The organism is Rhodococcus sp. BH4, assembly GCF_002079265.1.
Lineage (GTDB): Bacteria > Actinomycetota > Actinomycetes > Mycobacteriales > Mycobacteriaceae > Rhodococcus_F > Rhodococcus_F qingshengii.
This window is the reverse complement of the sequence record NZ_CP014941.1, coordinates 3,180,011-3,205,179: the sequence shown is the minus strand read 5'-3', so window position 1 is coordinate 3,205,179 and position 25,169 is coordinate 3,180,011. Positions and strand designations below refer to the sequence as shown.

Annotated in this window: 18 protein-coding genes; 14 read left to right on the top strand and 4 right to left on the bottom strand. The window is 64.3% G+C overall.

The features are described 5' to 3' along the window. Nucleotides 1-4: 4 nt before the first annotated feature. Nucleotides 5-2,578, bottom strand: a complete 2,574-nt coding sequence (locus tag A0W34_RS14925) for a bifunctional lysylphosphatidylglycerol flippase/synthetase MprF (protein WP_042450926.1) — start codon at nucleotides 2,576-2,578, stop codon at nucleotides 5-7. Nucleotides 2,579-2,769: 191 nt separating this feature from the next. Here A0W34_RS14925 and A0W34_RS14920 point away from each other — a divergent pair, with 191 nt between their 5' ends. The 14 genes from A0W34_RS14920 (at nucleotide 2,770) to A0W34_RS14850 (ending at nucleotide 19,662) form a co-directional block, all read left to right on the top strand. Then, nucleotides 2,770-3,183 (top strand): BlaI/MecI/CopY family transcriptional regulator, encoded by a 414-nt coding sequence (locus A0W34_RS14920; protein WP_003944876.1) that lies wholly within the window; start codon nucleotides 2,770-2,772, stop codon nucleotides 3,181-3,183. A gap of 25 nt (nucleotides 3,184-3,208) precedes the next feature. Next, a complete protein-coding gene (locus A0W34_RS14915; protein ID WP_003944922.1) occupies nucleotides 3,209-4,162 on the top strand; it encodes a M56 family metallopeptidase in 954 nt (317 codons plus the stop codon). 261 nt (nucleotides 4,163-4,423) lie between these two features. Continuing rightward, complete coding sequence (locus A0W34_RS14910) at nucleotides 4,424-6,394, top strand: DEAD/DEAH box helicase (RefSeq protein ID WP_081557872.1); 1,971 nt, start codon at nucleotides 4,424-4,426, stop codon at nucleotides 6,392-6,394. A 217-nt stretch (nucleotides 6,395-6,611) separates the two neighbouring features. Continuing rightward, nucleotides 6,612-8,069: an NADP-dependent phosphogluconate dehydrogenase gene (gene gndA / locus A0W34_RS14905; RefSeq protein WP_007730904.1), complete on the top strand. Its 1,458-nt coding sequence runs from the start codon at nucleotides 6,612-6,614 to the stop codon at nucleotides 8,067-8,069. Between the two features lie 62 nt (nucleotides 8,070-8,131). Next, nucleotides 8,132-9,634, top strand: a complete 1,503-nt coding sequence (locus A0W34_RS14900) for a DEAD/DEAH box helicase (RefSeq protein ID WP_003944962.1) — start codon at nucleotides 8,132-8,134, stop codon at nucleotides 9,632-9,634. 4 nt (nucleotides 9,635-9,638) lie between these two features. Beyond that, complete coding sequence (locus A0W34_RS14895; protein WP_042919783.1) at nucleotides 9,639-10,520, top strand: DMT family transporter; 882 nt, start codon at nucleotides 9,639-9,641, stop codon at nucleotides 10,518-10,520. Nucleotides 10,521-10,523: 3 nt separating this feature from the next. Continuing rightward, nucleotides 10,524-11,960 (top strand): GuaB1 family IMP dehydrogenase-related protein, encoded by a 1,437-nt coding sequence (locus A0W34_RS14890; RefSeq protein WP_020969620.1) that lies wholly within the window; start codon nucleotides 10,524-10,526, stop codon nucleotides 11,958-11,960. A gap of 311 nt (nucleotides 11,961-12,271) precedes the next feature. After that, nucleotides 12,272-13,654, top strand: a complete 1,383-nt coding sequence (locus A0W34_RS14880; protein WP_003944847.1) for a hemolysin family protein — start codon at nucleotides 12,272-12,274, stop codon at nucleotides 13,652-13,654. Next, the gene (locus A0W34_RS14875; RefSeq protein ID WP_003944826.1) at nucleotides 13,647-14,735 is read left to right on the top strand and encodes a hemolysin family protein; all 1,089 of its coding nucleotides are present in this window, start codon (nucleotides 13,647-13,649) and stop codon (nucleotides 14,733-14,735) included. Before A0W34_RS14880 ends, A0W34_RS14875 begins: the two co-directional genes overlap by 8 nt. Nucleotides 14,736-14,738: 3 nt before the next feature. Next, nucleotides 14,739-15,617, top strand: coding sequence for a hypothetical protein (locus A0W34_RS14870; RefSeq protein WP_030536382.1), 879 nt, complete (start codon nucleotides 14,739-14,741; stop codon nucleotides 15,615-15,617). Between the two features lie 18 nt (nucleotides 15,618-15,635). Further along, complete coding sequence (locus A0W34_RS14865; protein ID WP_081557870.1) at nucleotides 15,636-16,949, top strand: CoA transferase; 1,314 nt, start codon at nucleotides 15,636-15,638, stop codon at nucleotides 16,947-16,949. Nucleotides 16,950-16,980: 31 nt separating this feature from the next. Continuing rightward, nucleotides 16,981-17,457, top strand: a complete 477-nt coding sequence (locus A0W34_RS14860) for an OsmC family protein (protein ID WP_007727816.1) — start codon at nucleotides 16,981-16,983, stop codon at nucleotides 17,455-17,457. Further along, nucleotides 17,450-18,484, top strand: coding sequence for a nucleoside hydrolase (locus A0W34_RS14855; RefSeq protein ID WP_003945017.1), 1,035 nt, complete (start codon nucleotides 17,450-17,452; stop codon nucleotides 18,482-18,484). Before A0W34_RS14860 ends, A0W34_RS14855 begins: the two co-directional genes overlap by 8 nt. Nucleotides 18,485-18,714: 230 nt before the next feature. Beyond that, nucleotides 18,715-19,662 carry a sulfite exporter TauE/SafE family protein gene (locus A0W34_RS14850; RefSeq protein WP_007727818.1) on the top strand — a complete coding sequence of 316 codons (948 nt, stop codon included), beginning with the start codon at nucleotides 18,715-18,717 and terminating at the stop codon, nucleotides 19,660-19,662. Nucleotides 19,663-19,724: 62 nt separating this feature from the next. On the opposite strand, the gene meaB is transcribed toward A0W34_RS14850, so the two are convergent. From meaB to mutA, 3 genes are read right to left on the bottom strand one after another with little or no spacing between them, the layout of a single operon-like run. Continuing rightward, nucleotides 19,725-20,717, bottom strand: a complete 993-nt coding sequence (gene meaB / locus A0W34_RS14845; RefSeq protein WP_007727819.1) for a methylmalonyl Co-A mutase-associated GTPase MeaB — start codon at nucleotides 20,715-20,717, stop codon at nucleotides 19,725-19,727. A 17-nt stretch (nucleotides 20,718-20,734) separates the two neighbouring features. Further along, nucleotides 20,735-22,987, bottom strand: a complete 2,253-nt coding sequence (gene scpA, locus A0W34_RS14840; RefSeq protein ID WP_003944912.1) for a methylmalonyl-CoA mutase — start codon at nucleotides 22,985-22,987, stop codon at nucleotides 20,735-20,737. Continuing rightward, nucleotides 22,984-24,879, bottom strand: coding sequence for a methylmalonyl-CoA mutase small subunit (gene mutA, locus A0W34_RS14835; protein WP_030536386.1), 1,896 nt, complete (start codon nucleotides 24,877-24,879; stop codon nucleotides 22,984-22,986). The genes scpA and mutA overlap by 4 nt, the downstream gene beginning before the upstream one ends. Nucleotides 24,880-25,169: the final 290 nt, after the last annotated feature.

Sequence of the window (25,169 nt, the reverse complement as noted above, 5' to 3'; positions counted from 1 at the left end):
CGAATCAGCGACCCAGAATCGTCCGAACAAGTTTGAATCCTTGACCGATCGTCACGGTCGGCAGGTACGCCCGTCCGACCGCGTTCCCGATGCTCGGCAACGCGGCTGGATCGGCGAAGGTCATGTGCATCGGCACGTACCGAGGCTGGAACTTCGATTTGAAGGCCAACAGCGAACGAAATCCGTACACCGGTTCCAGGGTGCGACCGAGTAGGTCGAGCACGCTGTCCATCATCGCCGAGAAAGTCGTGGCCTCCGGTTCGTTCGCATTCCTCTCGGAGTCACCGGCGATTGTTGCCAACGGTGCACCGGACAGACTGAGGAACTCGACGCCCTCCTCCTCCAATTTCAGTGCAGCGGAGGCGATGAGGAACTCCATCGCGGGACGGAATCCTTCGGAGCGTCGCCTCATGAAGTCGAGTGTCCACCCGACGACTTTGCCGTCGCGGTACACCGGTAGCCACGACGTGACACCGTGCACGGTGCGATCCTCGTCGACGGCGATCAGGCACCGCACTTGTTCGTCGTCGACCTCGTCGAGTCCGCCGAGGGTGAATCCCATCTCGGGCATCCCCTTGTCCGCCACCCATTCCTCCGAGATCGCAACTATCTGATCCTTGATCGCGAGAGGTGCATGAGGGAAGGAAATCCACTCGGCCGTGATCCCGGACTTCTTCGCCCGGTTCAGTGCTGTTCGCACATCCTGGAACCGCTTTCCTGTGAACGCGACCTGTCCGAGGTCGAGCACGGTTTCCTCGGCGACCTGCAGGCCGCTCCAGCCCATGGAATCAGTGATGCTTCGGGCGTCGTCGGTCACTGAATAGAAGCAGGGAATCCAACCGTTCGACGACGCGAACTCGGCAAACTCCTCGATCGCCGTGCGCATGCGATCTGGAGGACCGACCGGATCACCGGTTGTGAGAGCAACACCGGCGATGACGCGATACGCGACGTAACTCGAACCGTCCGCGCTGAACCAGTATGTGTTTCCCTTCCACGTCGTCATCCAGGACAACGGGCTGCCGGTACCGGCGATCAACATGGATCGCGCTCGTTCGGCGGCTTTGGGATCGGCGGTCTTGACCGGCTTGAGGAAACTCACGAACACCAACACGGCGGCGACGCCCCAGAACACGACGCCGGTCCACTCGAAGAGCAACGTCGACTCGATGTCCACGGGAAGCAGACGCGGATCGATCAACTGCAGGTACACGGGCGGTACAAGGCGCTGAGGGAAGTCCGCGAGCAACATCGTTACGGTGGGCTCGCGATCGAACCCGTGCCTGGCGAGCATTCCGCCGCCGACGTAGATCACGGCGAGGACCGCGAGCAAGGTCACGATCGCAGCACCGAGACGTCGGTATGTCTTGGCCGGGGCCGCGACGTCGAAGTATCGACGTGTCGCGATCAGCAGGATCAGTACGAAGAGCGGTGTCAGGAACGGCACCAGAGTTCGGTACACGTTCGGATCGCTGATTCCGTAGAACAAGCTGTCACTGTCGACGGCGTCGACGAACCTGATGACGAAGTTCCCGATCGAGAGGACGAGTAGGACTACCTGAGCACACACTGTCGCAATCCAGGCGAATCTGCGGCCACGACGGAGCCCGTCACTCAACACGAGAACGAAGATCGACGGCATCAGCGAGAGCAGAGTCGGGCCGATACCGGAGAGTCTGAGCTCGAGGAGTCCTCGTCGGCAGTCCGGATCCGACGACGACTCCTCGCACAGTTCTCGAACCTCGGCGACAGTCCAGGGAACTCCGCGGAAGAGGTCACGGAGGACCGCGAGTGGGCCGACCGCCTGCGGGGACAATGCGGCGATCATCGGGCCGATCGCACTCGCCGCGACGACGATGGCGACCAGGACGCGACCCTCTCGCTGTGTCCCGGCGATGCGCTCACCGCGCGCCGATCGTCCGACGATCCACTGACCGATCACCAAACCCACCACAGCGGCAAAGAATCGGATGACGTCTTGCAGCTGACCACTGAACAAGGCCAAAGTGATCGTCAACGCCAAAGTTCCGACGCGAATGCGACGGCGCCACAGGGTGCCCATGTTCGAGCTGGCGGCCATCGCAGCGCCGACGATCCATGCACTGGCTCCGACCGCGGAGCCCACGTGGAGGCGGAATCCCCAACTGGAATCGAACACCTTCGCAAACGACGCCCAGCCGAGCCCGAGCAGGACTCCCAAGATTTGAGTGCTTGCGCCGGCGATCGCAAGCTTGATCGTTCCCATTCGGCGTTCGAGGGGTGCGGCGACTGCGATCAGGAGCACGGTCGCGCCGAGGTACCCGAGCAGGTTTCCTGCCCACAGCACGGACGTGAGCGGAGTCCAGATGCGGCCGTGCTGGATCGAGCCCATTCCGGCACCGATCGTGTGCTCGAGATCGCGGGACGGTCCGTGAACGAGGCTGCCGGTTGCGGCACCCACGATCCACATGGTGAGAAGTAGAACGACCGTCAACGGTGCGTCGCGAATGCCGAAACGGATGATGCCGGCAGCTTTCTGCGTGACTACCCGCGCCCGTGATGTCGATTCTTCGGTGCCCGGCGAACTGTCGATCGTCATCTACGTGCGGCTACTTTCTGCGGATCGACTGTTGGCTTGCAATTATCGGGCATCGTCATTGTCGGGACTTTCGTCGTCTCACACCACCGTAACCGTCACGCAGATCACTATGGCCAATACCACACCCCCACCGAGGTGGTTACTACTACCAGTAGTACGTATTTCGTCGTGGAAGTCCGTAGAATCGAAGAATGGCAGGTCTAGGTGAACTCGAACGCGCGGTGATGGATCATTTGTGGTCCACATCGGAACCGCAAACTGTGCGACAGGTGCATGAAGCACTCGCGACGCATCGCGAATTGGCGTACACGACGGTGATGACCGTTCTGCAGCGCCTGGCGAAGAAGCATCTGGTGATTCAGCAGCGTGACGATCGCGCACATCGCTATCTTCCCGTCAACAAGCGCGAAGAACTGGTCGCGAGTCTGATGGTCGACGCGCTGGCCCAGGCTCCGGAGTCCGGCGGTCGCGCTGCGGCGCTCGTCCACTTCGTGGGACAGGTCAATGCTGACGAAGCCGATGCTCTCCGCGAGGCGCTCGCTGCCCTCGAGGTGCGCGAGTCCGCGAAAAAGGCTGCGCAGCCCGGAATTTCTAGGCCGAACTGATTTCGTCGTGCATGATGTGTAGGACATGAACGCCACTACTGCACTGGTTTTCGGACTGCTTGCCTTGTTGCTGGCCGGTCCGGTTCCCGCACTCCTGAGCCGCTCCACGTGGCCTTACCGCGCTCCACGCGCGGCGTTGGTTCTGTGGCAAGCCGTCGCAATTGCTGCGGTGTTGTCGGCATTCAGCTCGGGGCTGGCCATTGCCAGCCAGCTGCTCGTTCCCGGCGCTGACGGTAGGCCGACGACGGCCCCGACCGCCGAAATCGATGCACTTGGGCTCCCGCTGTGGATTCTGTACGTGGTTGTTTTTGCCCTGACGCTCCTGATCGGCGCGAAGCTGATCTTCTCGATCATCCAGGTCGCTGTGAGAACCCGACGTCGCCGTGCACGTCACCGTGTGTTGGTGGACCTTCTCGACGACTGCGCCATGCCTGCGTCAGTGGAACGCACACCCGATCTGCGGGTACTGGACGTCGACGAACCGATCGCATACTGCCTGCCAGGTCTGCGTCAACGCGTGGTTCTCAGTCAAGGCACTCTGCAGAACCTCGATCATGCCGAGGTCAAAGCCATCCTGACGCACGAGCGTTCCCACCTGCGAGCTCGTCACGATCTGGTCCTCGAGGCTTTCACTGCCGTCAACCACGCGTTCCCCCGTTTCGTTCGTAGCAAGTCGGCCCTGGGATCGGTGCAGCTACTGGTGGAGTTGCTCGCCGACGATTCAGCCGTGCGGGCTACCGGTCCCACTCCCCTCGCGCGGGCGCTTGTCGCGTGTGCCGGATCGACGGCACCCCGCGGGGCAATGGCAGCGGGCGGGCCGTCGACGCTCATCCGAGTGCAACGCCTCTCGGCCGACGACGCAGATCCCCGCATCGCAGTTTTTGCGTATCTCGGGGCGGTCGCGATTCTCGTTGTTCCCACGGTTGCGGTGGCTGTGCCCTGGCTCACCGAACTTCGACTGCTTTTCAACGCATACTGAGTCTTGACCTGCGTAACCCCGTGTAGTAGTGCAGGTCACAGGCGGGGCTACCTGACTTCGGTGTCCCCGGTGGCGTAGAGTGGATCACGGCCACCATCGTGGTCCGTCAACATATAACGGCACACAGCCCAATTCCCCGCAGTATGCGTTCGGATTGCCAGGTGACATGTGCCCTGGCTCGTCCCTTTGCGAACTGTGTCGTGTATTTCAGCATGGCTTCTTCCGCTCCGCGACGTGCCCGTAGTCCGGAGAGGTTTCCGCGTGACCAACGCTGTCCAAATGTCGTCTTCCGAGAACATCGAAGACCCCACCGTCAACACCCCCGCTGCCGAAGAAGCAGTCGCCACCGAGCCGGGTATCACCTTCGCCGAGATCGGCCTGCCCGAGCAGCTTGTTGCCGCATTGGCGCGCAACTCCATCACCGTCCCGTCCCCCATCCAGGCGCAGTCCATCCCGGACGCGCTCGCCGGAACCAACGTTCTCGGCCGCGCACAGACCGGATCGGGCAAGACCCTCGCCTTCGGCCTGCCGATGCTGACCCGCCTCTCACGCCACGAAGATCGCCCGGCCGCCAAGCGTCCCCGCGCACTCGTGCTCGTCCCCACCCGTGAGCTTGCTTTCCAGGTGGTCGACTCCCTCAACTCCTACGCCGGAGCACTCGGACTCACGGTTCGCCCCGCTGTCGGTGGAACGCCGTTCGCCAAGCAGGTCGATCAGCTTCGCCGCGGCGTAGACGTCCTCGTCGCAACGCCGGGTCGTCTCGGCGACCACCTGCGTCAGGGCACCTGCATCCTCGACTCGGTGGAAATCACCGCACTCGACGAAGCCGATCAGATGGCGGACATGGGCTTTCTGCCCGAGGTTCGCTCGATCCTCGGTGAGACCCCCGCAGACGGACAGCGTCTGCTGTTCTCGGCAACCCTCGACCGTGAGGTCCAGTCGCTGGTTCGTCAGTTCCTGGCCAACCACGTCACCCACTCCACCGAAGACGGCCGCGCAAGCGTCGACACGATGGAGCACTACGTTCTCCTCGTCGATCGTGGACAGAAGGATTCCGTTCTCGCCGAGATCGGTGCCCGCGACGGACGCACCATCATGTTCGCCCGCACCAAGCTCGGTTGCGAGGGAATCACCGACCGCCTCCGCGCAGTCGGCATCGCTGCCGAGTCGCTTCACGGCGGCAAGGCACAGAACCAGCGCACCCGCGTCCTCGAGCGTTTCAAGAACGGCCGCACCCCGGTCCTCGTCGCAACGGACGTCGCAGCACGCGGCATCCACGTCGACGGCATCGACCTCGTCGTTCACGTCGATCCCCCGGCCGACCACAAGGACTACCTGCACCGCGCTGGTCGTACCGCTCGCGCCGGCGAGAAGGGCACCGTTGTCGCCATCGTGCTGCCCAACCAGAAGCGTCAGTTCAAGCGTCTGACCGGTATGGCCGGCGTCAATGCCGCAGCCGTTGCCGTCACCCCGGGTTCTGCTGAACTTGCTCGCATCACCGGCGCCAAGAAGCCGACCGGAGAACCGTTGCGCGAGAGCTCTTCTCGTGGCGAGCGTTCCTTCGGTGATCGTGGTGGAAGCCGTGGCGGATACCAGGGCAACCGCTCGTCCGGTGGATACCAAGGCAACCGTTCTTCGGGTGGCTACCAGGGCAACTGCGACGGCGAGAGCCGCGGCGGATACCAGGGTGATCGCTCCAGTGGTGGTTACCAGGGCAACCGCGACAGCCGCCCCTCGACCGGATACCAAGGAAACCGCTCCTCGGGTGGCTACCAGGGCAACCGCGACGGCGAGAGCCGCGGCGGATACCAGGGCAACCGCTCGTCCGGTGGTGGATACCAGGGTGATCGCTCCAGCGGTGGTTACCAGGGCAACCGTGACAGCCGTCCGTCCTACGGAGACCGCGACAGCCGCCCGTCGACGGGTTACCAGGGCAACCGCTCTTCGGGCGGATACCAGGGAAGCCGCGACGGCGAGAGCCGCGGCGGATACCAGGGCAACCGCTCGTCCGGTGGTGGATACCAGGGCAACCGCGACAACAACCGCTCGTACGGCGATCGCGACAGCCGCCCCTCGACCGGCTACCAGGGCAACCGCTCCTCCGGTGGATACCAGGGAAACCGCGAAGGCGGCGACAACCGTGCAGCCTCGACCAGCGGTGGCGGCTTCCGCAGCCGCACCGACCGTCGTAGCTATGACGGATTCGACGGCCCGAAGCGCGATCAGCGGTAATACCTGCGCTGAGCTGCGGCTCGACAACTGAACACTGAGAACCTTCCGGCTGTGCCGGAAGCTGTATCGAGACGGATGCAGGTCACTGCAATTAAAGTGATCTGCATCCGTGTTTTGTATGCACGGTCTGATGTTCACGCGCGTCGCGGCCGCACCGTTTTCGGCTGCGCACAGCGCAGGATTTCACAGCCGCGGACCGAGAGGGAAAGCTGTAAGCATGTCAACCACTAGCACCGAATCACCCCGAGCTCAGATCGGCGTCACCGGCCTGGCCGTCATGGGTTCGAATATTGCCCGCAATTTCGCCCGCCACGGTCACACCGTTGCCCTGCACAACCGCAGCATCGCGAAGACCGATGCCCTGATCGCCGAGCATGGTTCCGAGGGCGATTTCGTGCGCACCGAGACCGTCGAGGAGTTTGTTGCCGCACTTCAGAAGCCGCGACGCGTCCTGATCATGGTCAAGGCCGGCGCCCCGACCGATGCTGTCATCGAAGAGCTCGCAAACGCCATGGAGCCCGGCGACATCATCATCGACGGTGGCAACTCGCTCTACACCGACACGATCCGTCGTGAAGCGGCGATCCGCGCCCGCGGACTGCACTTCGTCGGCGCCGGTATCTCCGGTGGCGAAGAAGGCGCACTCAACGGTCCGTCGATCATGCCGGGCGGCCCGAAGGAGTCCTACGAGGCTCTCGGCCCGCTTCTCGAGTCCATCTCCGCTCACGTCGACGGCACCCCGTGCTGCACGCACATCGGCCCCGACGGCAGCGGTCACTTCGTCAAGATGGTGCACAACGGCATCGAGTACGCCGACATGCAGCTCATCGGCGAGGCGTACAACCTCTTCCGCGACGCTCTGGGCTACGACGCCGGTCAGGTTGCCGACGTCTTCACCGAGTGGAACAAGGGCACCCTCGAGTCCTACCTGATCGAGATCACCGCCGAGGTGCTCCGCCAGGTCGACGCCGAGACCGGCAAGCCTTTGGTCGACGTCATCGTCGACGCTGCCGAGCAGAAGGGCACGGGCCGCTGGACGGTCAAGTCCGCTCTGGATCTGGGCGTGCCGGTCACCGGTATCGCCGAAGCCGTGTTTGCTCGCGCACTGTCCGGTAGCCGCAATCAGCGCGCTGCAGCTCAGGCGCAGGGTCTGGCTGCCGGCTCTCTCGGCGACAAGCCTGCTGACGCCGAGCAGTTCGCCGCCGACATCCAGGCCGCGCTGTACGCGTCGAAGATCGTGGCGTACGCGCAGGGCTTCGATCAGATCGCTGCCGGCAGCGCCGAGTACGACTGGAACCTCAAGCCTGCCGACCTGGCGACGATCTGGCGCGGTGGCTGCATCATCCGTGCGCAGTTCCTCAACCGCATCAAGGACGCGTTCGACGCCGATCCGAGCCTGCCGAGCTTGATTCTGGCGCCGTACTTCCGCGAGGCCATCGAGGCAGGCATCGACAGCTGGCGCCGCGTGGTCGCCACCGCGACGATGCTCGGCATTCCGGTACCTGCGTTCGCGTCCTCGCTGTCGTACTACGACGGTCTCCGCGCGGAGCGTCTGCCGGCCGCCCTGACTCAGGGTCAGCGCGACTTCTTCGGCGCGCACACCTACGAGCGCATCGACAAGCCGGGCAAGTTCCACACACTGTGGAGCGGTGACCGCAGCGAAATCGAGGCCTGATTCACAGCGGGTATCGGTAGATGCGGTCATCTGCGTCTACCGATACCCGGTAGCCTGGACAAATGCAGGAATCGACGATCGACTCGCCCACCTCGACCGAAGGGCGTTCGTTCGTCGACCTCGGAATCCCCGCCGTGATGGTGCACGCGTTGCGCCGAAGCGGCATCGATGCCCCCTTCCCCATTCAGTCGGCAACCATCCCCGATGTTCTTGCCGGTCGGGATGTACTCGGGCGCGGTGCGACGGGTTCCGGAAAGACTCTGGCCTTCGGGCTTCCGATGCTGGTGCGCCTCAAGGGTGGGGCGAGCAAGCGGAATCGTCCGCGCGGTTTGGTGCTCGCTCCCACCCGTGAGCTGGCGATCCAGATCCACAAGGCACTCGACGACGCCGCTACCGAGATCGGTTTGCGTGTGGCAAATGCGGTCGGGGGCGTTCCGATCAAGCGTCAGGCCGACATCCTTGCCCGCGGCGTCGATCTGCTGATCGCGACCCCCGGGCGCTTGCTCGACCTACTCGAGCAGAAGTCGGTGATTCTCGACGACGTCGTGATCACGACCATCGACGAAGCCGACCACATGGCGGACATGGGCTTCATCGACGAGGTTGCGAAGATTCTCGACACGACTCCGAAAGACGGTCAGCGTCTTCTCTTCTCGGCGACACTCGACGGCAAGGTCGACGATCTGGTCGCGGGTTACCTGCGCAATCCGGCGTCGCACTCGACTGCTCCCCCGGTTGCGACCGTCTCGACCATGGAACATCATCTGCTCTTCGTCGACCGCGACGACAAGAGATCCGTTGTCGCACATATCGCTTCGCGTGCGGGGCGGACCATCATGTTCGTCAAGACCAAGCACGGTGTGGATCGTCTTGCGCAGCAACTGCATTTGATCGGCGTCTCGGCCGGGGCTCTGCACGGCGGCAAGACGCAGAACAATCGGACCAAGACCCTCGCGTCGTTCTCCGACGGGACAACACCGGTCCTGGTCGCCACCGATGTCGCCGCGCGCGGAATCCATGTCGACGACGTGACGCTCGTCGTTCACGTCGATCCCCCGGCCGAGGCGAAGGACTACCTGCACCGGGCCGGCCGGACGGCACGCGCCGGCGAATCGGGCGTCGTCGTCACCATCGTCACCGACGAAGAACGTGATTCGGTCGAGAAGTTGACCAAGCAGGCAGGCATCAAGGTTCACGGTGTGCGGGTTCGTCCTGACGATCTTGAACTCACGCGCATCACCGGTGCGATGGAGCCGACGGGAATTCCGGTCGAGGCTCCCGATACGACGGTTGCCGTCAAGCACACCGCCAAGCGTGGCCGTCAGGAACACGACACTGCAGGCCGGACCGCTGCCGGAGGCCGGATGAAGAAGGACGGAGACAAGCGCGCCGCCTCCTCGCGGCGCGTCACCGATCCGAAGAGTGTGAAGAAGATCCGTGCGGACGGCACTCCGGTCCCGACCCGTTCGGAGCGTCTGGCGTCCAAGGGCTTGACCCCGCGTCGCGGCGCACCCGGCGCAGGAAAGCCGTCTGCCGGAAATCGGGCGGGCAAGCGCGCACACTGATGGAATGGGTGATCTTCCACTGATCTCGGTTCTCTGCGCACTTCTCGCTGCACTGCTCTTCGCGTGCGCTTCGGTCGCTCAGCAACGGGCGGCGTCCGCGGTTCCCGAGGGCGAGGCGTTGGTGGCGTCGTTGATTCGCAGTCCTCGGTGGTGGGCCGGGCTGATCGGTGACGGCGGCGGGTACGTCATGCAGGCCGTTGCACTGTCGTTGGGTTCGGTGTTGGTGGTGCAGCCGCTGATCGTGACCTCGTTGCTGTTCGCGCTGCCTCTCTCGGCCAAATTCTCGGGAATCCGCATCACCCGTTCCGCGTGGTCACTGGCGATCATGCTCGCGATTTCCTTGGCGATCTTCCTCGTCGTCGGCGATCCCACCGAGGGAGACAGCAACGCACCGTGGTCGGATTGGGCTGTGCCCCTGACGATTACGGTCGCAGTGGCCGTGGCCGCAACTGTCGGCGGCTTGTCCAAACTCGACGGCGGCTGGCGCGCACTGCTTCTCGGCTCTGCGGCAGGAATCTTCTACGGCGTCGCCGTCGCATTCACCAAGTACGTCACCGACCTACTCGGCCACGGCGTCATCGGGGTGATTTCGGCATGGCAGACGTGGGCGCTGATCGCCTCGGGCGCAATCGGGGTCTACCTGCAACAGCGCGCGTTCCAGGTCGGGCCGCTGTCGGCGTCGCTACCCGCCCTGACGATCGGCGAGCCGATCGCGGCCATCTTCCTGGGGATGACAGTGCTCGACGAACGCCTCCGCGTCGACGGTCCCGGAATTGCTCTCATCGGGTGCGCCGTCGCCGTCATGATCATGACCACGATCGCCCTTTCCCGCTCACAAGCGCGCGATACCGAGGGCGCTACGGCGGAATCGACGGTAGGCTCGTGAAACGTGCAGTTCCTCGAAGGGCAACGCCCCCCATACGACCTGACCTACGACGACGTCTTCCTCGTCCCTAACCGGACCGAGGTCACCTCTCGGTTCGACGTCGATCTCAATTCTTCCGACGGATCCGGAACGACCATTCCCGTCGTGGTCGCCAATATGACCGCAGTCGCCGGCCGCCGCATGGCGGAGACTGTCGCCCGCCGCGGCGGACTGGTCATCATTCCGCAGGACGTCCCCACCGAAGCTGTCGCCGAGACCGTGGCGTTCGTCAAGAGCCGCCACCTCGTCGCCGATACGCCGGTCACGCTGAGTCCGGACGACGCCGTCTCCGATGCGCTGGCGCTGCTTCCCAAGCGCGCTCACGGCGCGGTCGTGGTGGTCGAGGACGGTAAGCCTCTCGGTGTCGTCACCGAGGCTGCCTGCGCGGATGTCGATCGGTTCACTCGCCTCCGTACCGTCGCGATCACCGACTTCGTCACGGCCCCGGTCACCGCCACACCGCGTGAGGTCTTCGAACTGCTCGAAACCAAGCATGATCCGCTGGCGGTCATCGTCAACGAAGACGGGACTCTTGCCGGCGTCCTCACCCGCACCGGCGCGATTCGTGCCGGCATCTACGACCCCGCAGTCGACGAGCGCGGCGCACTCCGGGTCGCTGCGGCGGTCGGTGTGAACGGTGACGTGGGCGCCAAGGCCAAGGCTCTCGTCGACGCCGGTGCCGACGTGATCGTCGTGGACACGGCTCACGGTCACCAGCAGAGAATGATCGATGCGCTCACCACCCTCAAGGCGCTCGATCTCGGCGTCCCGTTGGTTGCAGGCAACGTGGTCTCCGCACAGGGAACCCGTGATCTGATCGCCGCAGGCGCGGACATCGTCAAGGTCGGCGTCGGGCCCGGAGCCATGTGCACGACTCGCATGATGACCGGCGTCGGACGCCCGCAGTTCTCGGCCGTCGCGGAATGTGCTGCAGCGGCACGTGAGCTCGGCAAGCACGTCTGGGCCGACGGCGGCGTTCGCCACCCCCGCGACGTTGCACTCGCCCTCGCGGCGGGCGCGTCGAACGTCATGATCGGCTCGTGGTTCGCCGGCACGTACGAGTCCCCCGGCGATCTCAAAGTCGATCAGGCGGGCAACGCGTACAAGGAGAGCTTCGGTATGGCCTCCAAGCGCGCTGTTGCCGCTCGCACGGCCACCGAAACGGCTTTCGATCGCGCTCGTAAGGGATTGTTCGAGGAAGGCATCTCCAGTTCGCGGATGCGTCTCGATCCCGAGCGCCCCGGAGTCGAGGACCTGATCGATCAGATCTGTTCCGGCGTGCGCAGTACCTGCACGTACGCGGGTGCGCGCTCTCTCGAGGAGCTGCACGAGAAGGCCGTTCTGGGCGTGCAGTCCGCCGCCGGATTTGCCGAAGGACGGCCGCTTCCGTCTGGTTGGTGAACCACGTTCTGTGACTGTCGGCGGGTGCTCGGGTCCCTACTCCCGGGCACCCGCCGGTATCATTGGATCCGTAAACAGAAAACAAAACTCGGTCGGGTGCCCTTCGGCGACCCGACCGAGCCCGCTACAGCCGAGAACTACTCGGCTCTGACGAAAGGAACCCGGTGCCCGAGGCACCCACACACTTACCCGGCGCTACACCCGTCGTTTTATCCGAGGAATCTTCTGATTCCGCCGGTTCGGAGGGATCCTCTAGCGAGCCGGGAGACAAACCCGGCGGCCCCCGTGCACATCTCAGGTGGCGATGACACATGGACATCGTTTTCACCATTCTCAGCCTGGTCGGCTTCATCGCGCTGACTGCAGGCACCGCCCTCTTCGTGGCGGCCGAATTCTCACTGACCGCGCTCGAACGCAGCACCGTCGACGAAGCTGCTCGTGGCGGCGACCGACGCTCGCGGCAGGTTCAACACGCGCACAAGACTCTTTCGTTCCAGCTCTCCGGCGCTCAGCTGGGCATCACGATCACAACCCTGATCACCGGTTACCTGGCCGAGCCGGTCCTGGCACGGTTCATCACACCGGTCACGAAGGCCGTCGGGCTCAGTGAATCCGCTGCCTCGACAACGTCTTTGATCCTGGCGCTCGTGATCGCGACCTCGTTCTCCATGATCTTCGGTGAGCTCGTACCGAAGAACCTCGCAATCTCCAAGCCGATGCCCACCGCCCGCGCGACTGCGGGCCTGCAAGCAGGGTTCTCGCTGATCTTCCGGTGGGCCATCAACGGCCTCAACGGAACCGCCAACTGGATCGTGCGACGCCTGGGCATCGAACCCGCGGAGGAATTGCGCTCCGCGCGATCACCGCAGGAACTCGGGTCCCTCGTGCGGACGTCCGCGCAGCGCGGCTCCATCGACAAGGGCACGGCGATGCTCGTCGACCGTTCACTGCAGTTCGGTGACCGCACGGCAGAAGAGCTGATGACTCCGCGAGTGAAGATCGAATCGCTGGAACTCTCGGACACCGTCGCAGACCTGATCGTGACGGCGTCGCGGACCGGCTATTCGCGCTTCCCGGTCGTTCGCGGCGATCTCGACGACACGGTCGGCGTCGTACACATCAAGCACGCGTTCACCGTTCCGGCCGAGCGCAGGCGCACGACGCGCGTCGACAGTCTGGCTCAACGTGTTCCCGTCGTGCCGTCGAGCCTGGACGGAGACACCGTCATGGAGCGGATCCGCTCCGACGGCATGCAGGTTGCGCTCGTCGTCGACGAGTACGGCGGAACTGCCGGCATCGTCACGATGGAAGACCTCATCGAGGAAATCGTCGGCGATGTGCGCGACGAACACGACGAACCCGAACTCGACGTACAGCGCGTCGGCGACGGATGGTCGTGCTCCGGTCTCCTGCGCATCGACGAGGTCACTTCGGCTACCGGGTACACCGCTCCCGAAGGCGACTACGACACGCTCGGCGGCTTGGTGCTCACCGAACTGGGCCGCATCCCCGACGAGGGTGACGAGGTGGAATTGCCCGACGTCGACTCGTCCGGTGATTCGCGCGGAAAGTGGATTGCACGAGTGACCGGCATGGACGGCCGCCGTATCGACCGGGTGACCATCACGCCGGTCCCCGCTTACGTCGAACCCGAATCCGCAGACGACAGCAAGAAGGAGTCCGACGATGAATAACCTCTTCGGTGTACTCCTCACCGTCGTGCTGCTCGCCGGCAATGCATTCTTCGTCGGTGCGGAGTTCGCACTGATCTCCGCACGACGTGACCGCCTCGAAGCACTGGTCGCGCAAGGCAAGAAGCGGGCGCTCACAGTCATCAAGGCCGGTGAGAACCTCTCGCTCATGCTTGCGGCGGCTCAGCTGGGCATCACGATCTGCTCGATCCTCCTCGGTAAGGTCGCCGAGCCCGCCATTGCGCACCTCCTCGAGGTGCCGATGGAAGCCGTCGGCCTGCCCGACGGATTGCTGCACCCGATCTCGTTTGCCATCGCGCTGTCGCTCGTCGTCGTGCTGCACATCCTGCTCGGCGAGATGGTGCCCAAGAACATCGCGTTGGCCGGCCCCGAGAAGACGGCCATGCTGCTCGTTCCCGTGCATCTGGCGTTCATCAAGATCGCTCGCCCGATCATCGCGTTCTACAACCTGTGCGCGAACGGAGTGCTCAAGCTCCTGCGCGTCGAACCCAAGGACGAACTCGACGTCACGGTCTCGGCGGTGGAGTTGTCCGCGATGATCGGTGAATCGCGATCCGAAGGTCTGATCGACGCCGAAGAACACCGGCGGTTGAAGCAGGCACTCGAATCGACCGATCGGACCGTCTCCGAGGTCCTGATCACTCTCGACAAGGTGCGGACCATTCCCCTCACACCGTCGGGAACAACACTGGGTGAGATCGAGCGTGCGGTCATCGAGACCGGATACTCGCGTTACCCGGTGCGAGCGAGCGACGGATCGCTGGCTGGGTACGTGCACCTCAAGGACGTGCTCGACGAGGTGCTCGACGAGGCCGCTGGACCGGACACCGTCGTTCCGACGTCGGATATCCGGCCGCTGCCCATCGTTCCGCTCAGCACACCGCTGGCCGAAGCGTTGGCCGGCCTTCGTCGGGCCAGCTCGCACCTCGGCGCTGTCACGGACGCTGACGGAGTGGTGATCGGTATCGTCGCGCTCGAGGATCTCCTCGAGGAGTACGTCGGAACGGTCCGCGATGGCACGCATCGCGGCACGGATGCTGTTCCCGGACAAAGAAACAGCTGATCGATGACACGTTCGGTGCATTCACTCGCACTCGCGCAGAGCGAGTGGACGGCTCGGCGGGCACTTCACCTCGAGGAGGTGGAGAAGCTCGTCGAGCCGCACCGAGCGCGTCGTAGCGCCGGTATCTCTCACCCGGTGCACGACTTCCTCTTCACGTACTACAACTTCAAACCCGCCCAACTGCGCCGCTGGCACCCCGGGTACGGAGTCGCGCTCGAGAACGCCGCCGAATACGCAGCCTTCTCCGGCTACCGCGTCGACGAGTCGGGTACCGCGACGGTCGAGGCCTCAGTGCTGGAGCGTCGGCGTCACACAGTCGAATTCGTGTGGAATCTGTTGAATCAGACGTCTGCGCGGCCCGCTGTGCTGGGTTGCTTCGGCCTCCACGAATGGGCGATGGTCTATCGCGGGGGCGAGGACGCAATCCGTCACCAGTCGGTGCCGCTGCGACTCGGGTTCGCCGGTACCGACGCGGTCGTCGAATCCCTGCCACTCAAATGCACGCACTACGACGCGTTCCGGTTCTTCACACCGGACGCGGCCCCCAAGAACTCGCTCCCGCTTGCACGCGAAACTCAGATCGATCACGAACAGCCGGGCTGCCTGCACGCCGGTATGGACCTGTACAAGTGGAGCTTCAAATTGTTGCCACTCGTCGATTCCGACCTGGTGATGCGGTGCTTCGAACACGCGCTCCTGGCCCGTGAACTCGACATGCGCGCGAGCCCATACGACCTCGCCGAGTACGGGTACTCCCCCATTCGTATCGAAACTCCCGCGGGCCGCGCCGAATACGTGCGTCAGCAACAACAGTTGGCGGATCGTGCTGCGCCGCTCCGCGATACGCTGGCAGAGAAGTGCCGGGAGCTTCTCGGCCACTGAACTGCCGAAAGGCGTCGCATGGATCACGGGTACGGGTTCTATCTCGACGAATACCAGCGTGACGTCGGGGTGCACAGCGACGACCGACGCGGGCACATCGAATGCCCGGACTCGGCGGGTTTCCTTGCGGCGCACTTGCCGGTGTTCGACCTCGCTGCGGGCTCGGTAGCGGCGTTCGCCTCGGCGATTCATCGGTCAACCGGCCCGGGCGACGGATACTGGACCCTCGATCCCGAGCGCATCGCCGCGTCCTTCTCGAGCGATCGACTGTTCCGGATCGGCGGCGAGCCGATCAACGGGTTCTCCGAGCACTCGGGGTTCTTTGCCGCCCGCGACGGTTGGGTCCGCACGCACGGCAACTATCCGCACCATCGCGACCGCCTGCTCGCCGTCCTCGAGCTCGATCATGGATCACCCAAAGATGCAGTGGCGCAACGTATATCCGAACTCAGCGCCATCGAGATCGAGCAGCAGGCCGCCGAGATCGGAGCCATCGCGGTCCGTGTTCGTACCGAGACCGAGTGGCGCCTGAGTGAGCAGTGCGCAGCTGCGAGGTCTGAGCCTCTGGTATCCATCCGAGTACGCGACGAGGGAAAACCCCGCACGCATCCGACGCGCCCACGTGTTCTCGACCTGACCCGCGTCATCGCCGGTCCGGTCGCGACGCGTGCCCTGGCGTTGGTCGGCGCTGACGTTCTGCGGATCGACCCTCCGGCGATCCCCGAGATCGGATGGCAGCACCTCGACAGTGGACAGGGCAAGCGGTCGGCGCTTCTCGACCTGAAGTCCTCGGCGGGAGCGACAGCGTTCCGAGAACTCCTCGAAACCGCAGACGTACTGGTCACCGGCTACCGGCCGGGTGCACTCGAAGCGCTCATCGGGCAGGATCTTCCCGCCCACCTGATTCACGGGCGCGTCAGCGCATGGGGATGGGAAGGTCCGTGGGCGAATCGCCGCGGCTTCGACAGCATTGTGCAGGCCGCGTCCGGCATTTCGTTCCTCGAGGGCGGTGAGAACCCTGGCGCACTTCCGGCGCAGGCACTCGACCACTCGACCGGATACTTCCTGGCAGCGGGGATCCTCGACGCGTTGACGCTGCGCTCGCAGGACGGCCGTGGCCGCGATGTCGACGTGTCATTGGCCAGCACCGGGTCCCGTCTTCTCGACGCACCCGGCCGAACCGCCCATCCTGGTCTGCCGACGGCTCCCGGCCTGAATGTTGTTGTCAACCATGCCGACGTGACCACCGCACGACCCGCGCTGGCAGAGTTCGAGGACTACCCCGAACCGGCGCATCCGTGGGGATCGGATCGCGCGGAGTGGGCACACTGAGGGACCGGCACATTCAGGGCAAGATGGACCTGTGAAGTCACATACCTACACACTCGACCTTCAGTGGACGGGCGATCTGGGAACCGGAACGTCCAGCACGCAGGGATATTCGCGCAATCATGCAATATCCGCGGTCGGAAAGCCGGAACTTCTCGGCAGCTCCGATCCCTCGTTCCGCGGTGACGCGCAGCGATGGAACCCCGAGGAACTGCTCGTTGCCTCCCTCGCCCAGTGCCACATGCTCTGGTACCTCGGGCTGGCAGCTGCCGCTGGGGTCGTCGTTCTCGACTACAGCGATCAGCCGGTCGGCAGCATGATCGAGGAATCCGATGGCGGCGGCCAGTTCATCGAAGTGACGTTGAATCCGACGGTGTTGGTCGCGGAGGCGTCGATGGTCGAGAAGGCCCAGGAGCTTCACGGCCCCGCACACACGAAGTGCTTCATCGCTCGGTCGGTGAACTTCCCCGTCCTGCATTCCCCGACGATCCTGGTGGCCACCGATGAGTGACATGCACAAACTCATCGTCGACGTCGACACCGGTATCGACGACTCGTTGGCGCTTCTCTATCTCCTTGCCAGCCCCGAAGCCGAGATACTGGGGATTGCGAGCACCGCCGGCAACGTTCCGGTGGAACAGGTCGCGGCCAACAACTTGAACTGGCTTGCGCTCTGCGGCGCCCCGGACATCGAGGTTGCACTCGGCGCCCGCGAGCCATTGGTCATACCGTTGCGCACCACCGAGGAGACTCACGGTCCGCAAGGAATCGGCCATGCGGTCCTCCCCGATTCGGGTCGCAAGCGCTCGGTCCGAACCGCCACCGACCTCTGGGTGGATCTCGTCCGGGAGTACCCCGGACAACTCACCGGGCTGGTGACGGGGCCGCTCACCAACCTGGCCTTGGCGATCAGACGTGAACCCGATCTGCCGTCTCTGCTGAAGCGACTGGTAGTGATGGGTGGGTCGTTCAACTATCCGGGCAACACGACGCCGACCGCGGAGTGGAACGTCTCGGTCGATCCGCACGCCGCCAAGGAGGTGTTCGACGCGTTCTCCGTCGTACCCGCGCACCGGCGCCCGATCATCTGCGGCCTCAACGTCACCGAATCCATCGAGATGTTCCCCGAACATGTGCGTCGGCTCGCCGAAGCTGCCGGGAGCACCCCGGAAGAGATCATCTCGCCTGACGACGGTCCCGACGTCCGCAGTTCCGCGTCCAACAGCGTGATCAGGCATATGTCCGACGCAATCCGGTTCTACATGGAATTCCACCGTGAATACGACCAGGGATTTCTTGCTCACATGCATGATCCCTTCGCTGCTGCCGTCGCGCTCGATCCGAGCCTGGCGACGCTGAAACCGGCAACGGTAGATGTCGAAACCGAGAGTCCACTGCTGATCGGAACGACGGTCGCGGACTGGGTCGGGCACTGGCAGCGTGAGCCCAACGCGGATATCGCGGTCAGAACCGATCCGGCGGAATTCTTCGATCGACTTGTCCACCGAGTGGGAAATTACGCCCGCGTCGTGGGTTGACCGAGCCGGTCACCGGCTATGCTCGCATGGACAGAACACCAACGAACGAGAACAAAGGACCTGACGTGCAGATTTCCAGCCACGATGCCTCCCCGGCATTTGCGCTCGGATTGATGGCGTTCTGGCCCACTCGTCGTAGCGCATGCTTCGATCAGGCGTGTTGCTGAGCGGCGATTCTCGCTGCCTGCACCCCTGACTTTGTCGCTTCTTCGCTCGGGGTCTGTCTTCTCATGTTCAACCTTCTTTTGTTCACCCTTGTCGGCGTCGGCGCCCAGCTCGTCGACGGCGCCCTCGGTATGGCCTTCGGTGTCACCGCAACCACTCTGTTGATGATCGGTGGCCTCGGTCCGGCTCAGGCCAGCGCCGCTGTTCACCTGGCCGAGGTCGGCACCACCCTCGCTTCGGGTGTGTCGCATTGGAAGTTCAAGAACATCGACTGGAAGCTCGTCGCCAAGCTCGGTGTGCCCGGCGCAGTCGGTGCATTCATCGGCGCAACTGTGCTCTCGGGTCTGTCCACCGAAGCGGCAGTCCCCATCACGGCGACGATCCTGCTGGCCATCGGTATCTATGTGGCACTACGCTTTTCGGTCCGCCCACCGGCCGTCGCGGACGCTCGTACCACCCCGCACACTGCACGTTTCCTGTCCCCACTCGGCCTGTTCGGTGGTTTCATCGATGCATCCGGCGGTGGTGGTTGGGGTCCGATCACCACCAGCACGCTGCTCTCACGAGGAAAGACCGCGCCGCGCACCGTGATCGGCTCGGTCAGCGCCTCGGAGTTTCTGGTCGCGTCAGCCGCGTCGCTGGGATTCCTTGTCGGATTGGGACGTGAGTCGGCGGGAAACCTCCTCGTTGTCGCCGGTCTCGCGCTCGGCGGTGTCATCGCAGCTCCGTTCGCGGCGTGGCTGGTCAGCCGCGTACCTGCAACCTTGCTCGGAACGGCGGTGGGCGGCGTCATCGTGTTGACCAACGCACAGAAGCTGTTCAAATCCTTCGACATCACCGGGGCGGTCACAGTGGCCGGTTACCTGACCATTCTCGGCGCGTGGGCAGCGCTGCTGTTCTACGCGTGGAAGCGGTCCACGCTCACCCCGGCCGAGGCAGAAGGCGATTTCACGGGAGTCGAACTCGCTGTCGAGACCGAACTCACCGAGCCTGCAGTCAAACGCGAACGATAGCTCGTCACAGAAGAAATCCCGGGTATCCGCGCTCGGATACCCGGGATTTCGTTCTTTCCGCGCTAGTTGCTTCCGTCGAACGCGTCGAGAATTCGCCCCGCCGCCAACGCTGCCGTCAGCGAACCGTCACGCACGCTCTGCTCGACGTCGGCCCGGATCGCACGCACCCGATCGTTGCTCGAGAGCCTGCGTAGCAGCTGATCGTTGACCATCGTCCAGGTCCAATCGACCTGTTGCTTGCGACGCTTCTCCTCGAACTGTCCCGCTTCGGTGAGCACCTCACGGTGTTTGGTGACAGTTCCCCAGAACTCGTCCAGCCCGACACCTTCGAGACCGCTCATCGTGATGACGGGCGGCTTCCAGATGGCGTCGTGCGGGTAGATCAGGCGAAGCGCACCCGCCAATTCGCGGGCAGCGCCCTTTGCCTCGCGCTCATGCTTGCCATCGGCCTTGTTGACCGCCACCAGATCTGCGAGCTCGAGGACACCCTTCTTGATGCCCTGGAGCTGATCACCGGTACGAGCGAGGGTCAGGAACGTGAAGCAGTCCACCATGTTGGCAACAGTGACTTCGGACTGGCCGACACCCACCGTTTCCACCAGGATGACGTCGAAACCGGCAGCTTCGAGAAGCACGATGGTCTCGCGGGTTGCCTTGGCTACACCACCGAGCGTGCCGGACGTCGGTGACGGCCGGATGTACGCATTCGGTTCGACGGTGAGCCGAGCCATGCGTGTCTTGTCGCCGAGAATCGAGCCGCCGGTGCGGGTGGACGACGGATCGACCGCCAACACCGCAACCCGATGTCCCTTGCTCAGCAAGTACATTCCGAGCGCGTCGATGAAGGTCGACTTGCCGACGCCGGGAACTCCGGTGATGCCGATCCGGTGCGCTCCCCCGGCCTCCGGCAGCAACTTCAGTAGAAGTTGCTGCGCGAGGGCCCGGTGGTCGTCGCGAGTGGACTCGACGAGGGTGATCGCCCGAGCGAGGCCGGCACGCTGATTTCCGCGCACCGCCTCGGCGAGGGAATCAATGTCGATGGGCTGACGTGCCATCTTCAGTGACCCCCTTCTCAGCTGTTGTCGTGACCCAGTTGGGCGGAGAGCTTCTCCAACAATCCGCTGGCAGCGTCGGCGATGACGGTGCCGGGCGGGAAGATGGCAGCAGCGCCGGCCTCGTAGAGTTCGTCGAAGTCACCAGGCGGAATGACGCCGCCGACGACGATCATGATGTCGGGACGACCGGCCGCAGCCAAAGCCTCCCGCAGCGCCGGCACCAAGGTGAGGTGACCGGCTGCCAACGACGACACACCGACTACGTGGACGTCGTTGTCGGCCGCCTGATTGGCGACCTCTTCGGGGGTCTGGAACAGCGGTCCGACGTCGACGTCGAATCCGATGTCCGCGAAGGCGGTGGAGATGACCTTCTGGCCACGGTCGTGACCGTCCTGGCCCATCTTCGCGACGAGGATGCGGGGACGACGTCCCTCGTCCTCGGCGAACTTCTCGACCAGTTCCATCGCCTTGCTGATGTTGCTCACCGTTCCTGCCTCGTCGCGGTACACACCACTGATGGTGCGGATCTCGGCCTGGTGGCGTCCGTACACCTTTTCGAGGGCGTCGGAAATCTCGCCGACGGTAGCCATCGCGCGGGCGGCGACGACAGCGAGGGCGAGGAGGTTGTTCTCCATGCCGCCTTCGGTGGATGCGGCAGCGCGAGTGAGGTTCGCCAGTGCGGCCTCGACGGCTTCCGGATCACGTTCCGCGCGAAGGCGAACCAACTTCTCGAGCTGTTCCTTGCGGACCTTGGAGTTCTCGACCTTGAGAACTTCGATGGTGTCGACCTCGTCGGGAACGTACTTGTTGACGCCGACGAGCGGCTGCCGACCGGAGTCGATGCGTGCCTGGGTGCGGGCGGCAGCTTCCTCGATGCGCAGCTTCGGGATGCCTTCGTTGATGGCCTGAGCCATTCCGCCGGCTTCCTCGACCTCTTCGATGTGCTTACGAGCCCGGTTGGCGAGTTCGTTGGTGAGCCACTCGACGTAGTACGAGCCACCCCACGGGTCGATGGGACGCACGGTGCCGGATTCCTGCTGCAGCAGCAACTGGGTGTTACGGGCGATGCGGGCGGAGAAGTCCGTCGGCAATGCGATCGCTTCGTCGAGTGCGTTGGTGTGCAAGGACTGGGTGTGGCCCTGGGTGGCAGCCATGGCTTCGACGCAGGTACGCGGCACGTTGTTGAAGACGTCCTGCGCGGTCAGGGACCAGCCGGAGGTCTGCGAGTGGGTACGCAGCGAGAGCGACTTCGCGCTCTTGGGGTCGAACTTGGCGACAAGCTCGGCCCACAGGAGGCGTCCGGCGCGGAGCTTGGCGACCTCCATGAAGAAGTTCATGCCGATGGCCCAGAAGAAGGACAGGCGAGGTGCGAACTTGTCGATGTCCATACCGGCGTCGAGGCCGGCGCGGATGTACTCGACGCCGTCGGCGAGGGTGTACGCCAGTTCCAGATCGGCCGTCGCTCCGGCTTCCTGGATGTGGTAGCCCGAGATGGAGATGGAGTTGTACTTCGGCATTTCCGCGCTGGAATACGCGAAGATGTCCGAGATGATCCGCATCGAGGGCTTCGGCGGATAGATGTAGGTGTTACGAACCATGAACTCTTTGAGGATGTCGTTCTGGATCGTTCCGGCCAGCTTGTCCGGAGTGACACCTTGCTCGCCTGCCGCAGCGACGTACAGCGCGAGAATCGGCAGCACGGCGCCGTTCATCGTCATCGAGACCGAGACCTGCGAGAGGTCGATTCCGTCGAAGAGCTGACGCATGTCGAGGATGGAATCGATTGCGACACCGGCCATTCCGACGTCACCGGCAACGCGAGGATGATCGGAGTCGTAGCCGCGGTGTGTGGCGAGGTCGAAGGCGACCGAGAGACCCTTCTGACCGGCCGCGAGGTTACGACGGTAGAACGCATTCGACTCCGCGGCAGTGGAGAATCCGGCGTACTGGCGAATGGTCCACGGCTGGTTCACGTACATGGTCGGGTACGGACCACGCAGGAACGGCGCTGCGCCCGGGAAGCTGTCGAGCGGGTAACCCGACTCGGCGGCGGCCGTGCGGTCCGCACCGGTGTACACCGGCTTGACGTCGATGCCTTCGGGGGTGGACCAGACAACCTGCTCGGCGGCGTAGTTGTTGGCGTTGGCGCCCTCTTCGATGAGCGCCTGGGCCTGCTCGACCGACGGCGGTGTGGGTGCCGGAGACTGCGGGTCCTCGAGTGGGACCTCGGCGAAACTGCCGATCACGTGCTTGACCTCTCGTGTCGTCACTTGGAGCTTCCCGTCTCGATGAAGTCGAGCAGTTCGGTCAGAGCCGACACTGCGTCGATGCGGGCGGTGAGGAATCCGTCCGGGCGAGAATCGCCGGTCGCGTCGGCGACTGCCTTCTCCGGTCCTGCGAGCAGCACCTTGGTGATGCCGGCGGCGCGAAGTTCGGCGACGGCCGCTGCGGCGCTCTCGCCGTAGCGCTTGTCCGTGCCGCACAGCACGGCGACGGTGGCACCGGAAGCCTTGACTGCAGCGGAGATGGCCTCGGCGCCCACCTCGAGCGGGCCGGGGTTGACTGCGTCGATACCACCCGAAGCGAGCAGGTTGGACGCAAACGTGGTGCGCACGTTGTGTTCTGCAACCGAGCCCAGCGGCGCGAGAAGCGCAGTGGGACGGGCGCCGCCGGCGGCGAGGAACGCGTCCGAACGGTCACGAAGCGCTTCGAATGCAGCTGCGTAGCGGGCGACGGACTGGCCGGGCTCGACGGCTTCGGCGGACAGCGGCGTTTCGCCGAGGTTCGGGAACTCGTTGACACCGGTGACCGTGGTCTTGCGGTGTGCGATGTCGGAGTCGCGCTTGGCCTTGGTAGCGGCGATGCGACCGGAGACGATTCCCGCTTCGAGTGCCGCCAGATATCCGCCGGCTGCTTCGATTTCCTGGAAGAACTCCCACGCGGTGGCGGCGATCTGCTGTGTCAGGTCCTCGACGTACCAAGACCCGGCCGACGGATCGAGGACACGGCCCAGGTGCGACTCCTCGAGCAGGAGCAGCTGTGTGTTGCGCGCGATGCGCGAGGAGAAGGACTTGCTGACACCGAGGGTGCCGTCGGCCAGGGCGACGTCGAACGGAAGAACAGTCACTGCATCTGCTCCGCCGACGCCGGCGCCGAATGCAGCGAGGGTCGTGCGCAGCATGTTCACCCAGGGATCACGCTGAGCCATCATCGCGGCGGAGGTGACTGCGTGCTGCGGCGCTCCACCGAAATCGGAAGCTCCGCAGACCTGGGCGATGCGTGCCCATACGAGACGTGCGGCGCGGAACTTCGCGATGGTCTGGAACTGATCGTCGGTTGCCGCGTAGCGGAAAGCCAACTGCGACAACGCAGCACCGATGGTCAGGCCGCTCTGGGCGGTGAGTGCACGGAGGTACTCGAGGCCGGCGGCGATTGCGGCTCCGAGTTCTTCGGCGTCGCCGGCACCCGCGTTGTGAAAGGCCGTGCCGTCCACGGTGATCGCGTGCACGGTTTCCGCACGAGCGGCGGCGAGGGCGGCCAACTCGACTGCGCCTGCAAATTCGACGTCGGCTGCGCCGGAGAACGAACTGGTCAGCGGTGCTGCACCGAGGTGAACTCGGATACTGCTGCGATCGCTGACACCGTCGCCGGCTTCGCTGCGTGCATCGAGGAGTGAGAAGAGTGCTCGGGCTGCATCGTTTGTCGCTGCGCCTGCATCGAGCGTGAGCGGTGCGAGGTCGAGAAGCACGCCCTCGAGCGCAGCGGCGAGGTCGGTGACCGGAACGCCGTCGGCGCCCACCTTCAACCAGAGTGCGCTGACTCCGTTTTCGAGGGCGTCCAGGATGGCGCGATTGGTCTCGGCCGCCGAGGCGGTTCCGAATGCAGCGGAAACCAACCAACCGGCATTGACATCACGGTGAGCGTCGACGCCACGCACGTACGGAAACGTGCCCGGCAAGCTCTGCTCGGGACGCTCGTCGCGTGGGCTGTAGAGCGGTGCGACAGTGACACCGTCGTAGGTGACGGTTTCGAGCAGTTTCTGTGGCTCGGGGCCCAGTTCTGCCGCATCGACTCTGCGGGACTTGGCGAGCACACCGGCTACGGAGCGCTGCCACTCCGCGTACGCCTGCTCGACAGCCTCGGCTTCTGAAGCTAATGACACTGTGTCCGCTCCCTCTCATTTTTTGCGTGAGCGCTTTACCGATAATCGGATTTGTTCGTTAGTTCTGTGATGCTAACCCGCGGTTGAGCCCAGATATCGTGAGGATCACGTCATGTTCTTCACAGGGCTGTTCGTGGCCACTTTCCGACCGGCCGGGCGACGTGCGGATTCGGTCGTTCGTGCACGTGTAACCGGCCCTTACCTAGCGATTGTTCAGCATGTTTGCGGGTTACCCGCGAGTTCGTTTCACTGGCCGGGACTGCAGGTGAAGGCCACTCCGAAAGCCTAGT